Raw genomic sequence first — 15,341 nt, forward strand, 5'->3', positions numbered from 1 at the left:
GCAGACTGAGGCGCATGACGACCGAACCCGATGCCTGCGCCGTCGCACACGGCGAGGTCGAAGAACCGCCCGCCGAACGGACCCTGGTGGCCGTGTTCGCCTCGCCGGTGGCCCGGTACCTGCTGCGCTACGCGGCCGACCTGGGCTACCACGCCGTGCTGTTCGAGCCGGACGAGGCGCGGGCCAGCGATGCCCCCGAAGGCGTCGAAGTCCGCACCACCGCGCCGTCTCCGGGAGCGGACGCGGACGTCGTCGTGACCGACCACCACCGGCCGGAACTCGGAACAGTCCTGCAAGCCGCACTGGCGACGCCGACGCGGTGGGTGGGCGTGCTGGGCAACCCGCGGCATCCGGGACCGCACGTGGAAGCCCTGCGCGCGCTGGGCGTGGCGGAACCGGACATCGCGCGGGTCCACCGGCCGGTCGGGCTGAACATCGGCTCGCGCACCCCGGCGGAAATCGCGATCGCGACACTGGCCGGGTTGGTGGCGGACCGCAACGGGCGGCCGGGCGGGTTCGAGTTCTGACCCGGCTGGGTCATGGCTGCTCGTTCAGCACCCCGAAGGGGATGTGCACGCTCGGCACTTGGGTGGTCGTGCTGAGGTGCCGGATCTGATCGTCGAAGAAAATGTGCGGCTTCAGCACGTCGATCACGATGCCCTTCTCGATCCCGCCGAGGAAGAAGGCTTCGTTCACGGTGGCACCCCAGTCCTTGAGACTGGTGACCGCGCGCTCGTGGGACGGCGCGTTCCGGGCTGTGACAAGAGAAATACGAAGACGCCTTTGGTATTCGGGTTGGTCTTGGAGGCGTTTCCGCTCGAGTTCCTGCAACCGGTTGAGACCGGCGAGAAAATCCTTCAGCGGCCCGGGCGAATGAGGCGTCACGGCGTTGGCCGTTTCGTAGCTGTGGAACTCCTGGAGAGTGCCGTTCTGCATGACCTGCTCCGACTGGTCGTCGGCCAGGACGCCATCGAAGTCGAACGCGACCCTTAGTTCGTCGCCCTCGTCGTCCACGAACGACGACTCCATCACCCGCCCCGCCGGGAGACCCTGCCCGAGCGCTTGCCGGACATCGTTCTCGTTGGCGGAGAGGAAAAGCGACATGTTGAGCGCCTCCATGTAGGCATAGGGAGACCGGCCCTGCGTGAAAATCGCCCGGGTGATCGGCAACCCGTGGTGCTGGATCGACCGCATCACCCGGAGCCCGGTGTCCGGGCTGTTGCGGGAGAGGACTATGACCTCGACCGGAGGATCGTTCACGTCCGCGAGATCGTTGAGCAAAAGCAGGCGTCTGATGAAGGGGAAAGCGAAGCCCTGTCCCAACGGGTCGTCGAGCCTGTCCTCCTGGTATGCCCGGTACTCGTCTTCGCCTTGGTTCTCGAAGACCGCGTTCGATTCCCGCAGATCGAACAGTGCGCTAGATGCGACACCCAGGACAAGCCGGTTGGTCAATTCATACGACATGTCCGTCCGCCCCTTTTTTACGGCCCGACCTTGCCGTCGAGCGCTCATCGAGGAGATCGGGGACTATCCGGCGAACGTTGCTCTCCGTAACTGACAGAGATCCGATCCGCCGCCAAGTCGTGACCCGGAACCGGGTGGGAGGCGGACTGCCTTCCGCCTCCCACCCGGATTAGGTCGGCACCGCCGCACCTTGCGGCATCGGCTCGAACCGGGCATGCCGGCGAGTGAACGTCGCCGTTCCCGAGGTCAGCGAGCGCAGATCCACCGCGTACCGCAGCAGTTCTGCCGCGGGTACCTCGGCGTGCACGACGGTGTGTCCGCCCTCGCCGGATTCCGTGCCCAGCACGCGGCCGCGGCGGGAGGACAGGTCGCCCAGCACCGTGCCCAGGTGTTCGTCCGGCAGGCTCACCTCGACCGTGTCCAGGGGTTCCAGCAGCGAGATCCGGCTGGCCGCCGCGGCTTCCCGCAGGGCGAGCGCGCCCGCGGTCTGGAACGCCGCGTCCGACGAGTCGACGCTGTGCGCCTTCCCGTCGGTCAGCGTCACGCGCACGTCCACCACCGGATAGCCGTCCTGGACGCCGCGTTGCAGCTGTGCGCGCACGCCCTTCTCGACGCTCGGGATGAACTGGTGCGGCACCGCGCCGCCGACCACCTTGTCCACGAACTCGAACCCGCCGCCGCGCGGCAGCGGCTCGACCTCGATGTCGCACACCGCGAACTGCCCGTGCCCGCCGGACTGCTTCACGTGCCGTCCGTGGCCTCGCGCCGGTTTCGCGAACGTGGCGCGCAGGCTGATCCGCACCGGCTCGGTGCCGACGTCCGCGCCGCCCGCGCGCAGCCGCGACAGGACCACCTCCGCGTGCGCCTCGCCCATGCACCACAGCACGAGCTGCCCGGTTTCCGCGTTCCGTTCCAGGCGCAGGGTCGGATCGCCCGCGACGAGCCGGGAAAGGTTGCGGGACAACGTGTCCTCGTCGCTGCGGGACTTCGCGACGACGGCGACCGGCAGCAGCGGTTCGGGCATCCGCCACGGTTTGATCAGCAGCGGATCGTCCGGCGACGACACCGTGTCGCCGGTTTCGGCCGACCCCACTTTGGTGAGCGCGCACAGATCGCCCGCGACGCAGAACGGCACCTCGCGCAGGTTCGCGCCGAGCGGCGAGTAGAGGTGGGCGACGCGTTCGTCGGCGTCGTGGTCTTCGTGGCCGCGTTCGGCGAGGCCGTGGCCGGAGACGTGCACCGGGTGCTCCGGCCGCAGCGTCCCGGAAAACACCCGGACGAGCGAAACCCGTCCCACGTACGAGTCGACTGCGGTGCGCACGACCTCGGCGGCGAGCGGACCGTCCGGATCGGCGGACAGCGCGGCGTGCTCGGCGCCGTCGGGGCTGGTCACGCCGGGCGGGGTGTGCTCCAGCGGAGAGGGGAAGGCGCGCACGATGCCGTCGAGCACCTCGGCGAGCCCGACCCCGCTGGTCGCGCACACCGGGATGACCGGGTGGAACGAACCGCGCGCGACGGCCGTCTCGAGGTCGGCGATCAGCACGTCCTCGGCGATCTCCTCGCCCCCGAGGTAGCGGTCCATGAGGGTCTCGTCCTCGCTCTCGGCGATGATGCCCTCGATCAGCTCGTTGCGGGCTTCGGCGAACTCCTCGGCCACGGCCGGGTCCGGCTCGCCCACGCGCGGCGGGTAGCCGGCGGAATAGTCGTAGCGGCGCTGGGTGACGAGCCCGACCAGGCCGTCCGGCGCCGGAAGGTACAGCGGCAGCACGCCCGCGCCGAAGGCGGCTTGGCAGGCGGCGATCTCGGCGAGCGGGTCGGCGCGGTGGTGGTCGAGCCGGGACACGACGACGGCGCGCGGCATCCCCACCGACGCGCATTCCTCCCACACCGCGACGGTGGCGGCGTCCACGCCCTCGGCGGCGCAGACGACGAACAGCGCGGCGTCCGCGGCGCGCAGCCCGGCGCGCAGCTCGCCCACGAAATCGGCGTACCCCGGGGTGTCGATGAGGTTGATTTTGTGCCCGGCGTGCAGCACCGGGGCGACGGAAAGCCCGACCGAGCGCTGCTGGCGCACCGCGGCGGGGTCGTGGTCGCACACCGTGGTGCCCTCGACGACCGAACCGGCGCGCGGCACCGTGCCGGACGCGGCGAGCAGTGCCTCGGTGAGCGTGGTCTTCCCGGAACCGGAAGGCCCGACGAGGACGACGTTGCGCACCTTGGCGGGGTCGTCCACAGCGACGGCGGCCCCGGGGTCGGCACTCCTGTTCTGCTTGTCGGCCATGACGGCCTCCTCAGCGACGGCGGATGGAAGAACTGTGTCTCCGATCACACACCCGCGACCCGCCGGGAAGCAAGGCGAACGGCCCGGGACCAGCCGTTCGCTCACCGCGGGGTCCCGGCGGGGCGGACCGGTCGAGTCCACTGTGGACGCAGGAAAGCGCACTGTCTACAAAGGATTTACCGGGGTGTTGCCGCCGGATTCATCCGGAACGCCGGACTGCTGCCGGGGTGGGCGAGTGGCGATTCTTGGGCGGAACGCGGAATTTCCGGAAAGCGGGCACCGGAAATCGGGATCCATGCGCCGAAGTTGATAAATTAACGACCTTCGTCGGTTGTCCGGAGTGGGAAAAAACCCGACTCTTGGCGGGGTTCGATCCCATTCCACTTCCGAATCCGGCCCCCACCCCCGGGCCTGATCCGGCCTGTCCGGAGGAGAACACCGCCGATGAAATCGCGCCGACCGCTCGTGCTGCTCGCAGCCGGGGTGCTGGCCGGGGCCGTCACCACGGCCACCGCAGCACACGCGCAACCGCTCGAACCGCAGAGTCCGCAGGCCGCCGAAGCCATGGCGGCCACCGCCGCGCAGGCGCTGGTCGCCTCCCGGCCCGCCGCGCTGCACGCCGGCAAGGACGACGTTTTCCAGCAGCACAAGGTGATCTCGTCGGTCAACGGCCTGAAATACGTGCCGTACGACCGCTCGTACAAGGGTCTCCCGGTGATCGGCGGCGACTTCGTCGTGGCCACGAACTCGGCTGGGCAGGTGCTCGCCACCTCGGTCGCGCAGACCGCCGCGATCGACCTGCCCAGCACGTCGCCGAAGCTGACCGCCAAGCAGGCCGAAGCGATCGCCCGCACCCAAGTGCCCACAGTGGACAGCGTGCAGCCGGCGACGCTCGCCACTTATGCCTTGGGCAGCCCGAAACTCGCCTGGACGACCCGGGTGACCGGGCGGAACGCGGAAGGGCCGAGCAAGCTGGACGTCGTCGTCGACGCGATGACCGGAAAGGTGCTGCACACGCAGGAACACGTGGCGTACGGCGACGCGCAGGGCGTCTGGAACGGTCCGGAGCCGCTGCACCTCGACACGTCCTCGGACGGCGCGGGCGGATACTCGATGACCGACCCGAACATCGCGAACCTCAGCTGTCAGGACGCGGACACCCAGCAGACCTTCACCAAGTCGACGGACAGCTGGGGCAACGGCGACGAGACCGACCGGGAAACCGGCTGCGCCGACGCGCTGTACGGCATCCAGCAAGAGAACAAGATGCTGTCGCAATGGCTGGGCCGCAACAGCTTCGACGGCAACGGCGGCGCCTGGCCGATCCGCGTCGGCCTCAACGAGCAGAACGCCTACTACGACGGCACCCAGGTCCAGGTCGGGAACAACACCGCGGGCCAGTGGATCGGCTCGCTCGACGTGATCGGGCACGAGTTCGGCCACGGCATCGACGACCACACCCCGGGCAGCATGTCCGGCAGCGGCACCCAGGAATTCGTCGCGGACGTCTTCGGCGCCTCGTCGGAGTGGTTCGCGAACGAGCCCGCGCCGTACGCGGTCCCGGACTTCCTCGTCGGCAACCAGGTGAACCTCGTCGGCAGCGGGCCGATCCGCAACATGTACGACCCGTCCCAGCTCGGCCACGCGAACTGCTACGACAGCTCGATTCCCGGCACCGAGGTGCACGCCGCGGCCGGCCCCGGCAACCACTGGTTCTACCTCCTCGCCGAGGGGTCGAACCCGACCAACGGCCAGCCGACCAGCCCGACCTGCAACAACTCCACGGTCACCGGGCTCGGCGTGAAGACCGCGGTGCAGATCTTCTACAACGCGATGCTGCTCAAGACCAGCGGCAGCTCCTACCAGAGCTACCGCACCTGGACGCTGACCGCGGCGAAGAACCTGTTCCCCAACGGCTGCACCGAGTTCAATTCGGTGAAGGCGGCCTGGGACGCGGTGAGCGTGTCCGCCCAGCCGGACGAACCGACGTGCGGCGCGGTCGGCACGACCGGTTCGCGGGCTGTTTCCGCTCGATGAACCGAAACTGATTTCCCCGCCGATCAGGCGCGGGGACGAGCATTCGTCTCCCGCGCCTGATCGGTATTTTCCCGTCGGAAGATCGAGCGCGGAAAATTCCGCCGGGAATTCGCTGCGCAATTGTTCCGGGAACGGTTACGGCACCCCGGCGAGCCGGAGCAACGCCGCCGTCGCCGCCGCCGCGATCACGACCACCACGAACGGGGCCTTCCGCCACGCGAGCACCCCGCCCACCAGCACTCCGGCGGGCCGGGCGATTCCGGCGAATTCGGGCCCCTCGGTCAGCGCGCTGGTCGCGACCAGCGCGGCGAGCAGTACCACCGCCGACAGGGTCATCAGCCGTTCGGCCCTCGGGGACAACCGCACTTTCGTGCGCAGCAGCGGCCCGGCGAGCCGGAACGCGAACGTCCCGGCCGCCAGCACGAGCGTCGCGATGATCAGTTCCGCGCCGTCCATCAGTGCGCTCCTTCCAGGGACTTCGGCTCCTTCGCGGCGGCGCCCGCGACCACTCCGACCAGCGCCAGCAGCACCGGCAGGCCCGCCGGGAGCAGGTGAGTGGCCGCGAGCGCGACCACCACGCCGATCAGCACCGGCAGCCGCGACGCCCGGTCCTTCAGCGACGGCAGCACGAGCGCCAGCAGCACTGCCGGGAAGGCGGCGTCCAGACCGAACGCGTCGGTGTCGCTGATCGCGGACCCGGCGAACGCGCCCACCACGACGCCGAGGTTCCAGCACACGAAGAGCCCGGCGCCGCACGCCCAGTAGGCTGCCCGCCGCCGGGCCGCGTCGCGCTGGGCCAGCGCGAATGCCACCGATTCGTCGATCATCAGGTGGCTTCCGGCCAGTCGTCCGAGCAGCCCGCGCCCGAGCGCGTCGCCGACCGCGAAGCCGAACGGCACGTGCCGCGCGTTCACCAGCAGTCCGGCGGCCACCGCGGCGAGCGGATTGCCGCCCGAGGCGACGATGCCGACGAACATGAACTGCGACGCGCCGGCGAAGACCAGCAGGGAGAGCAGCATCGGCGCCCACAGCGGGAAGCCGGAGCCCACCGCGATGGCGCCGTAGGACACGCCTACGAGGGTGTCGGCCAGGCACACGAGACCGATGTCGCGGGCGAGGCCGCGGTCGAGTGTTCGCCAAATCGAACGCATAGTGTCCTATGCTGAACACGTCGGGGCCTGTTCGTCAAGGCGAACGAGAAGACTGATGGAGCGAACACACATGCCGAACGAGAGCACGGGCGCGCCGCTGGAGATCATCGCGGCGTCCCTGCGCCGCGAGCGGGCCCGCGCCGGCCTCTCGCTGACCGAGGTCGCGCGCCGGGCCGGCCTGGCGAAATCCACGTTGTCCCAGCTGGAATCGGGGGCGGGCAACCCGAGCGTGGAGACGCTGTGGGCGCTCGGCGTCGCGCTGGACGTGCCGTTCTCCCGGCTGGTCGAGCCGGAGCGGCAGGAGGTGAAGGTGATCCGCGCCGGCAAAGGCCCGACCGTGTTCGCCGAACACGCCGACTACGCGTGCACGCTGCTGTCCGCGTGCCCGTCCGCGGCGCGCCGGGACATCTACCTGGTCAGCGCCGAGCCCGGCGTCCCGCGGCGGTCGGATCCGCACATGAGCGGCGTGGTCGAGCACACCGTCCTGTGCGCCGGCCGCGCGCGGATCGGCATCATGGACGACCCGGTGGAGCTGCTGCCGGGGGACTACATCTGCTATCCGGGGGACGTGCCGCACATCTTCGAGGCACTGGAACCGGGGACGTTCGGGGTGGAGATCTCCGAGTACAACTGAGCGCCCGCGCAGCTAAGTTTCAAAGCCGTGAGGGGAACCCTGACGGAATCAGATTCCCCCAGGGTTCCCCTCACGTACCGCGGCGGGCACCCGCGCGAAGGCGACGAGATCGCGGCCCCATTGCTAAAGCGCGAGCCGTCCGATGCTGCCGGACTCGTCCGTATCGAGTCCTTCGAGGCCGCGCGACCAACGCGGTCGTCTACAGCGGATGCGCGCGGATCCGCGTTTACCCGGGCGAGCCCACTGGGGTCGAATGCCGCTTCACGAACCCGGTTTTCCCTGGGACAACGCTGTCGGTCCACGCGGGCCGGACGCTTCCCGGTGCCGTCGCCTTCGAGGTCTGCACGACGGACGGGACACCGGTTCTCGCGGACGGCGTTCTCGCCTTCTCGTGAATGGCACCTGTACACCGGCGTCCGGATAGCGCAGAGTCCCTGTCGGACGAAACCATCGGCCAGGAGGTGTGATGACCGGCGAGGAAATCGTGCTAGGTCCCCTGCCCAAGGGGATCACGCCCGCCCGCGAGGGCATGCGGAACAAGGTGTGGAACGTGCTCGGCCACACCTACTCGATGAAGGCGGCCAGCGAATCGAGCTTCGCGTTCGAGACCCTCGATCCGCCCGGCACCGGGGTGCCGCCGCACGTCCATCCGACCCAGGACGAGCACATCTACATCCTGGAGGGCGTCTTCACGCTCTACCTCGACGGCCAGTGGGAGACCGCCGGCCCCGGCGACACCGTGCGGATGCCGAAGGGGCTCCCGCACGCTTATTACAACCGCAGCGAGGGCATGACCCGGGGACTGTTCTGGGTGAGCCCGGCCGGGAAGCTGGCGACGCTGTTCGACAAGCTGCACAACCTGACCGACCCGGCCGAGGTGGTCCGGGTGTCGGCGCTGCACGACGTCGACTTCCTGCCGCCCGGTTCGGTGGAGGGCGCCTGACCTCAGGTGCGGTTCACCTGCTGCTGGGACGCCCCGGAAACCTGTGCGTAGCCGCTGACGATCGCGTCGAGCGTCGCCGCGTCGATGACGTCTTCGAGACGGTCGAAGCCGTCCGGCGCGCGCCGCTCGACCTCGTCGATGACGTTTTCCGGGCCGCCCCGGCGGTTGCGCAGCACGATCTCGCCGGTGGCGGCCAGCCGGTCGGCTTCGTACGCGCGCAGCGCCTCGGCGGGATCGGCGTGCCGCGTCAGCTGCGCGGCGAGACTGGACGCGTCGAGAATCGCCTGGCCGGCGCCGTTGGAGCCCATCGGGTACATCGGATGGGCGGCGTCGCCGAGCAGCGTCACGCGTCCGTGCGACCAGGCGGGCAGCGGGTCCCGGTCGCACATCGGGAACTCGAAGATCTCCTCGGTGGCCTCGGCCAGCGCGGCGTGGTCGACCTCCGGGCACCGGAACCGCCCGACGTGCCGGGCCAGCTCCGCGCGGTCGCCGGGCTTGGCCCAGTCCTGCCGGTCCGGGGGCGGGTCGCCGGGCCGCCCGGTCTGAACGCAAACCGCCCAGTTGGTGAGCCGGGTGCCCGCGCTCCGGCCCGGCCCGATCGGATAGATCACCAGCTTGGCCGCGGTGCCGCCGGAGACGATCATCGAATCGCCGCCGCCGAACGCGGGCCAGTCGGTGGCGCCGCGCCACATCAAGACCCCGTTCCAGCGCGGCGGTCCTTCCTCGGGGAACAGGAGTGACCGCGCGGCCGAGTGAATCCCGTCGGCCGCCACCAGGACATCCCCGGCCACGGTCACCTCTTCGCCGCTTTCCCGCTCAGCGAAACGCACCCGCACGCCCTGCGCGTCCTGCTCGAACCCAGTCAGCCGATGCCCGGTCCGCACCGCCTCCGGACCGAGGCGGGTCTGGACCGCTTGCAGCAGCATGTTCCGCAGCCTGCCGCGGTGCAGGCAGTACTGGGGGAGCGTGAACCCGGCGTCGAGCCCGCACGGCTTGCGCAGGATCACCTGCCCGAGCCGATGGGTGTAGAACAGCTCGCGGGTGCGGATCCCGATCTCGTCCAGCTGACCGAGCAACCCGAGCGCGGCGAGCTCCTTGACCGCGTGCGGCAAGGCATTGATCCCGACCCCGAGCTCGGCGACGCGGGTGCTCTGTTCGTACACCGCGCATTCGATGCCTTCGCGGTGCAGCCGCAGGGCAGCGGTCAGCCCGCCGATGCCCGCGCCGGCGATGACGACCTTCACGTGCGGCCTCCCGTCCTCGACTGCCCAGGGTGGCGGAGAGCGGGGTGGCGCGCTACCGCCGACCGGAGGTGCGACGGATTCGGTCTGGTGTGGACAGCTTTCGTAACGGTCGATCGGGTCATTGCGACTTGTGTGCTGCGATCGAGAAGAAAGCCTTCGGTGCGATCGCGTCGTCATGCTGATCGACCGGGAGTTCCTTGATGAGACCAAGTTCGTCGTTGCTGCTCTGCGCGGTGGCGACCGCAGCGGCGCTTTCCGCTGGCTGCTCCGGGAATGGCGATGCCGCAGTGGCGAGCGCACCGCCAACGGTCACCGTGACCGTTACTACGGAGGCGTCGTCCGCCGCGCCGTCCACGCCCGAGGCGACACAGTCCGCCGGGTCGACCGGCCCGCAGGGCAATCCGGTGAAGAAGGTCGGCGAGGTCGTGCACTTCTCGCGATCTTCGGCTGTCGCGCCGACGGATCCGTCGTTCACCGTCACCAAGATCGCGAAGCAGCGGTCGAAGTACGGCTCCGAACAGGTCATGGCGGTGATGGTGCACGTGGAGACCAGCACCGACTCCGAACTGAACAGCGACCTGAGCCTGGCGCTGGGTCCGGTCGTCTACGTCACGGATCCGGACAGCGGCGAGAGCAAATCGCCGCACGGGGCGATGCAACTGGGGGAGATGCCGGGGACGTTCGGCCGAGACAAGAAGTACGACTTCGGGTTCGAGTACAAGCTCGCGGACGTGTACGACCACGGATGGCTGACGATCAACAGCAATGGCGGGCCGGGTTCGGGGATCGACATCCAGTACGACCTCCGTTGAGTATTGCCGCTTTCCTCAACGAGATCCCGGCAATCACCGATCGAAGCGATTCAGCCGAAGGGCCCCGGCCCGGCGGCGACGTCGCGATTGGACAGTCCTCGTCCGAGCAGGAGCAGCACGGTGCCGGTGCGGGGCGGGAAACCTCGGAGAGTTCGTGGCCCCGCCCGCCGCGGGGCGGGGCCGGTATCGAGACAGTCAGGCGCGGATCTGCTTGGCTCCGCCGCTGCCGCCGATGGCGATCTTGCGCGGCTTGGCCTGTTCGGCGATCGGCACCCGCAGGGTGAGCACGCCCGCGTCGTAGTCGGCTTTGATGCTGTCGGTGTCGAGGGTGTCGCCGAGGAACAGCTGGCGGGAGAACACCCCGCGCGGGCGCTCGGAGACCTGGACCTCCGCGTCCTCGCCGTAGTCGGGCCTGCGTTCGGCCTTGACGGTCAGCACGTTGCGTTCGACGTCCAGGTCGATCGACTCCGGCGCGACGCCGGGCAGGTCGAACTGCACCACGTAGTCGTTGCCGGACCGGTAGGCGTCCATCGGCATCACCGCCGGACGGGTGGCGGTGCCGTTGCCGCCGAAGAACTGCTGGGTCAGCCGATCGAGCTCCCGGAACGGGTCAGTTCGCATCAACATGACCATGCGCCTCCCTTTCTCCTTCCCACGTGCCCGCCGCCGGGGCGGGCGTTCGCTTGTCGGGGCTGTCGCGGAGATCCGGCCCCGCCGGACGCAAGCGGCGGGGCCGGAACCAGTTCGGGTGAAAAGCAACCGTGCTGTGCTGTGCGGCGGCGGGGCGGTCGCGGGACCACGTCACGAGACGCGATGCCGGGGCTGTGCGAGCCTCTTCGGCCGGGCGTCGTGGCAGACCTTCCCCGTCTCCGGTATCACCTCCCCAGAGATGTCACGACTGTCGGGTGTGGTGCCTGCGGTTTGCCGGAGGAGAACGCTCCCGGTGCTCTGGCGGCCAAGCCCGCCACAAGCTCGCCGGAACCCGCTCCTCGGCTGGGTTTCCGGTGCTGCGCGGGGGAAAGTCGTTGGGGTGCAACGGCGGGAGTGCGGCGGCGGTCACGATCGACTCGAACTCGGCGCGCAACCAGACCGGATCGGCGCAGATCAGCTCGACGAATTCGCGGGCAGTCGCGCCCTGGCGGCTGATGGTGTCCGGCATCGTCGACCACTCCCCGGCTACGTAGTTTCGGCACCCAGGTCAGCTATCGCGTATATCCATTTCTATAGCGCGCACTGCAGATCGTGTCAAGCGGGAAGTGGAGACAATCTTGACCACGGCCGGGGAGGCTGCGTCGGCCGCCCTCTCGGTACTGTCCCTTCCCATGCCCACCACCGAGGTCACCGCAGATCTGGTCCGCGACCTGCTCCGGGACCAGCACCCGGATCTGGCCGGTCTGCCGATCCGCGAGGTGGCGGGCGGCTGGGGCAACCAGATGTGGCGGCTCGGGGACGAACTCACTGTCCGCATGCAGCGGATGGACCCCACCCCGGAGCTTCAGCTCAAGGAGCGCCGGTGGCTGCCGGTGCTGGCCCCGCGTCTGCCGCTCCCGGTGCCGGCGCCCGTGCGGTTCGGCGAACCGTCCGGGCGTTTCCCCAAGCACTGGACCGTGATGACGTGGGTCCCCGGCGAACCGCTCGACCACGGCACGATCAGCCGCGGCGCCCACGCGGCCGACACGCTGGCGGATTTCCTTCGGGCGCTCCACGTGGAAGCCCCCGCCGACGCTCCGATCGCCGCGGATCGTGGTGCCCATCCCCGGGATTGCACGGGCGGCTTCGAGGAATTCCTCGAGGCGGTTGCCCTCGACAGCCTCGCGGACGACGTCCGGGCAGTCTGGGACGACGCCGTCGCGGCCCGCGCGTGGGAGGGTCCGCCGGTGTGGGTGCACGGCGACCTGCATCCGGCGAATGTCCTTGTCTCGGAAGGAACCCTCTCGGGCATCGTGGACTTCGGCGACCTGTTCGCCGGCGACCCGGCGTGGGATCTCGCCGCCGCCTGGGTGCTGCTGCCCGCGGGCACGGCCGCGCGGTTTTTCGAGAGCTACGCGCGGGCGGACGAGGCGGCGATCCGGCGCGCCCGCGGGCTGGCCGCGATGAAGAGCCTCTTCCTGATCCTCATGGGACAGAACGGGGACCAGGGCCTGCCCGGCGGAAAACCGCACTGGGGTCCTGCGGGCCGGGCGGCGCTGGATCGGGTCTTGCGGGGGCTTTGACGGGTCAGTCCCACCACAGCGCGACGGCCAGTTCGCGGCTGGCGGCTTCCGCATAGAAATCGCGCAGAATGGCATGCTGCTCGCCCAGAATTTCCGCCAGGTCGCCGATCACGTCCAGCGCGATCGAGCCCAGTTCGGCCTCGATCTGCTCCGGGTCCGACGGCACGACGGCGCGGACCGCCTCCGGGGTGATGCCGTGCAACGCTTCGGCCACCGCCGCGACGTGCCGGGGCTCCAGCGCGGTCACCGGATGTCCGTCGATCGAGGAGAGAACGTCTCGGTAGGCCGGATTGACTTCTTCGTCGCCGTCGAAGCCGCGCCGCAGCAGCGCGAGGGTCTGGTCGTCGGCTCCGGTCAGTTTCCAGGCCGGTTTCAGGGTGGCCGGCCACCAGTTCAGGTCGCAGTAGTCCCTTTTCGGAACCGCCGTAAACGCACACAGCTCGCCCAGCGTTTCCGTCGACTGCCGGCAGGCGGCGAGGTGCGCGGCGGAAATGCGGGCGAGCTGCTGGGTCACGGCCATGCGCCGATTATCGTCGACGGAGGATCAGCCGCCGCGAGGACGCCAAGTCGGCGACTCACAGCTTCGCCGCGAGCTCCGTCCAGCCGGGAGCGCCGATCCGGACGAACATCGGCGTCGTGTCCAGCGGCGCCGCGTAATCGTGCAGGGTCCGGCCGCCGATTTCGACTCGCTTGGTGTGCGGGTCGAACCACAGTCCCGAAGGCAGCGCGATGTCGCGGGAGGCGCCCGCGGTGATCATCGGGGCCGCCAACAGGGCGGGGCCGAGCATCCACTCGTCGTCGACGGTGTCGAAGCGGTGGTCGGCGGGGAAGTCGAAGTACACCGGCCGCATGATCGGCGTGCCGTCCGCGACCGCCTGCTGTACCTGGGTTTTCAGGTAGCCCGCCAGTTTCGCGTGGGTGCGGACCGCGGCGGCGTACAGTTTCGCGGTGTCGGCCGGGTAGGCGACCGGTTTGCCGGTGGTGGTGTCGACCGTCGTCACCGGGGAGGTCGACGCGTACATCAGCGGCATCAGCGACGCGGCCTGCGCCCAGCGCACGAGCACCTCGCGCGACGGCGGCGGCATGCTGTTCGAGCCGCCGATCATGTCGGTCTCGACGAACGGGTAGCCATTGGCCGAGATCGCCGACGCCCGGCGCAGCGAGGTGCGCAGGCCGTTCCACGTGGTGTCCGCGTCGACCGCCCGGATCACGAAGCCGTAGCGCTGGTTGCCCCAGTGCGTGCGGATGCCCGCGCCCTGCTGGTCGAACGCGTCGGTCATGTCCGCGCCGAGCTTCTGGTAGTCCTGCGGGGTCAGGTTCCCGGTGGCGGCGCAGCGGTCGTCGAAGAAGCGGGTGTCGAACTTGAAGCCGTCGACGCCGTAGTCGGCCATCAGCTTGCGCAGGTTGCCGGTGTACCACTCGCGGGCCTGCGGATTGCCGAGGTCGATGATGCCCGCGGTGCCGTTCCACCAGGTCACCGTGCACGGCTGGGCCGGATTTCCCTTGGCGCGCACCAGATAGCCGTGGTCGCGGGCGTAGGCGTAGTTCGCCGAGTCGAGGTTGATCCAGAACGTGGTCCAGAGGCCGAATTTCTGGCCCATCGCGTGGATGCCGTCGGCCAGTTTCTTCGGGTCCGGGAACGTCTTCGGGTCGAAGGTCAGGTTGCCGTAGTTGGATTCCCATTTGTCGTCGAGCTGCACGGTGTGCCCGGCGACGCCCGCGGCTTTCAGGTCCCGTGCCCACGAAAGCACTTTGTCCTGGTCGATGTCGCGGTAGTACTGCGCCCAGGAATTCCACAGTGGACTCGCGTGCTCGGCGTCGGTCGCGTCGCTCTTGGCCGGCTTGCCGACCTCGCCGACGTAGTCGTCGTACACCGCGCGGCGGTTCGACTCCACGAACACCGTGCTCGAGTACTCCGCGGAGTTCGTCACGGTCAGGTCGGCGCGCCCGCCTGCCATCGCGACTTTCATCGGCTGCGCGGTGCGAACGAAGAGCCCGACCGATTTCGACGTGAAGAAGTAGGGTTCCTGCATCATGTAGCTGGCGGGGGAGAACTCCGGCTCGTCCACCGTTCCGGCGGAAAGCGGATACGGCTGGGCTTTCCCTTCGCTGGTTTCGCCGCCGCCGTACCAGTAGCCGGACGTCGTGAGGTCGAAGTGGGTCGCGCGCTGCCCGGCGGCGAGTCCGTCGACTGTCCACTTCAGATCAAAGCGGTCCTGGTGCGGGGTGATCCGCAGGGTCACCGGGCGGCCCGCCGTGCTGTCGGCGGTGGCGACGACGGTCGTGCCGTCTCGCGAGACCGATCGCACGCGCGTCGCCACGCCGCCGTCGAAGGTGAACGCGTCGGACGCGGTGCGCAGCAATTGTTCGCCGCCGCGGGTAAGACTCAGGCCGAGGCGGGCGGTGTCGATGCGCAGCTGGTAGCCGGGGGAGTCGGGACCGCGCGGGACGGAAATCGAGGTGAGCGGTTGCGCCGCGGCAGGAGTCGCGACGGAGCCGGTGAGGATGAGCCCGGCCGCCGCGTACGCGAGTCGTCGAGGCACTGGAGCCTCCTATTCTGCG

16 protein-coding genes are annotated in these 15,341 nt (G+C 69.5%); 6 read left to right on the forward strand and 10 right to left on the reverse strand.

Annotated elements, in window-relative coordinates; all coding sequences use genetic code 11:
• The first annotated feature begins 14 nt into the window (after window positions 1-14).
• Window positions 15-527: an XdhC family protein gene (locus WA670_RS11870; RefSeq protein WP_205673286.1), complete on the forward strand. Its 513-nt coding sequence runs from the start codon at window positions 15-17 to the stop codon at window positions 525-527.
• A 10-nt stretch (window positions 528-537) separates the two neighbouring features.
• On the opposite strand, the gene WA670_RS11875 is transcribed toward WA670_RS11870, so the two are convergent.
• Both WA670_RS11875 and WA670_RS11880 read right to left on the reverse strand, forming a co-directional pair.
• A complete protein-coding gene (locus WA670_RS11875; protein WP_336157716.1) occupies window positions 538-1,512 on the reverse strand; it encodes a 5'-nucleotidase in 975 nt (324 codons plus the stop codon).
• 121 nt (window positions 1,513-1,633) lie between these two features.
• On the reverse strand, window positions 1,634-3,745 hold the full coding sequence (locus WA670_RS11880; protein ID WP_238605735.1) for an elongation factor G-like protein EF-G2: 2,112 nt from the start codon (window positions 3,743-3,745) through the stop codon (window positions 1,634-1,636).
• Window positions 3,746-4,189: 444 nt separating this feature from the next.
• Between WA670_RS11880 and WA670_RS11885 the strand changes: the two genes are divergently transcribed.
• Window positions 4,190-5,782: a M4 family metallopeptidase gene (locus WA670_RS11885; RefSeq protein ID WP_051729111.1), complete on the forward strand. Its 1,593-nt coding sequence runs from the start codon at window positions 4,190-4,192 to the stop codon at window positions 5,780-5,782.
• Window positions 5,783-5,917: 135 nt separating this feature from the next.
• Here WA670_RS11885 and WA670_RS11890 read toward each other — a convergent pair whose 3' ends face one another.
• The gene (locus WA670_RS11890; protein WP_037815638.1) at window positions 5,918-6,238 is read right to left on the reverse strand and encodes an AzlD domain-containing protein; all 321 of its coding nucleotides are present in this window, start codon (window positions 6,236-6,238) and stop codon (window positions 5,918-5,920) included.
• Window positions 6,238-6,933 (reverse strand): AzlC family ABC transporter permease, encoded by a 696-nt coding sequence (locus tag WA670_RS11895; protein WP_336157717.1) that lies wholly within the window; start codon window positions 6,931-6,933, stop codon window positions 6,238-6,240. The genes WA670_RS11890 and WA670_RS11895 overlap by 1 nt, the downstream gene beginning before the upstream one ends.
• 70 nt (window positions 6,934-7,003) lie before the next feature.
• Between WA670_RS11895 and WA670_RS11900 the strand changes: the two genes are divergently transcribed.
• Together WA670_RS11900 and WA670_RS11905 are read left to right on the forward strand one after the other, a co-directional pair.
• A complete protein-coding gene (locus WA670_RS11900; protein WP_037815642.1) occupies window positions 7,004-7,567 on the forward strand; it encodes a helix-turn-helix domain-containing protein in 564 nt (187 codons plus the stop codon).
• Window positions 7,568-8,033: 466 nt separating this feature from the next.
• Window positions 8,034-8,510 carry a cupin domain-containing protein gene (locus tag WA670_RS11905; protein WP_037811256.1) on the forward strand — a complete coding sequence of 159 codons (477 nt, stop codon included), beginning with the start codon at window positions 8,034-8,036 and terminating at the stop codon, window positions 8,508-8,510.
• A 2-nt stretch (window positions 8,511-8,512) separates the two neighbouring features.
• On the opposite strand, the gene WA670_RS11910 is transcribed toward WA670_RS11905, so the two are convergent.
• Window positions 8,513-9,754: a flavin-dependent oxidoreductase gene (locus tag WA670_RS11910; RefSeq protein ID WP_037811257.1), complete on the reverse strand. Its 1,242-nt coding sequence runs from the start codon at window positions 9,752-9,754 to the stop codon at window positions 8,513-8,515.
• A 118-nt stretch (window positions 9,755-9,872) separates the two neighbouring features.
• Entirely contained in the window at window positions 9,873-10,067 is a 195-nt protein-coding gene (locus WA670_RS11915; RefSeq protein ID WP_037811258.1) for a hypothetical protein, read from the reverse strand.
• Between the two features lies 1 nt (window position 10,068).
• Here WA670_RS11915 and WA670_RS11920 point away from each other — a divergent pair, with 1 nt between their 5' ends.
• Window positions 10,069-10,566, forward strand: a complete 498-nt coding sequence (locus WA670_RS11920; RefSeq protein WP_336157718.1) for a hypothetical protein — start codon at window positions 10,069-10,071, stop codon at window positions 10,564-10,566.
• Window positions 10,567-10,761: 195 nt separating this feature from the next.
• Here WA670_RS11920 and WA670_RS11925 read toward each other — a convergent pair whose 3' ends face one another.
• Both WA670_RS11925 and WA670_RS11930 read right to left on the reverse strand, forming a co-directional pair.
• On the reverse strand, window positions 10,762-11,193 hold the full coding sequence (locus tag WA670_RS11925) for an Hsp20/alpha crystallin family protein (RefSeq protein WP_037811573.1): 432 nt from the start codon (window positions 11,191-11,193) through the stop codon (window positions 10,762-10,764).
• A 265-nt stretch (window positions 11,194-11,458) separates the two neighbouring features.
• Window positions 11,459-11,725, reverse strand: coding sequence for a hypothetical protein (locus tag WA670_RS11930; protein ID WP_336157719.1), 267 nt, complete (start codon window positions 11,723-11,725; stop codon window positions 11,459-11,461).
• Window positions 11,726-11,888: 163 nt separating this feature from the next.
• Here WA670_RS11930 and WA670_RS11935 point away from each other — a divergent pair, with 163 nt between their 5' ends.
• On the forward strand, window positions 11,889-12,779 hold the full coding sequence (locus WA670_RS11935) for an aminoglycoside phosphotransferase family protein (RefSeq protein ID WP_336157720.1): 891 nt from the start codon (window positions 11,889-11,891) through the stop codon (window positions 12,777-12,779).
• Window positions 12,780-12,783: 4 nt separating this feature from the next.
• Here the strand turns inward: WA670_RS11935 and WA670_RS11940 are convergent, their stop codons facing one another.
• Entirely contained in the window at window positions 12,784-13,299 is a 516-nt protein-coding gene (locus tag WA670_RS11940) for a hypothetical protein (RefSeq protein ID WP_336157721.1), read from the reverse strand.
• A 55-nt stretch (window positions 13,300-13,354) separates the two neighbouring features.
• Window positions 13,355-15,322, reverse strand: coding sequence for a glycoside hydrolase family 31 protein (locus WA670_RS11945; protein WP_336157722.1), 1,968 nt, complete (start codon window positions 15,320-15,322; stop codon window positions 13,355-13,357).
• Window positions 15,323-15,341 lie beyond the last annotated feature (19 nt).

Origin of the sequence: Amycolatopsis sp. VC5-11 (assembly GCF_037034185.1) — a bacterium.
Classification (GTDB): domain Bacteria; phylum Actinomycetota; class Actinomycetes; order Mycobacteriales; family Pseudonocardiaceae; genus Amycolatopsis; species Amycolatopsis nivea.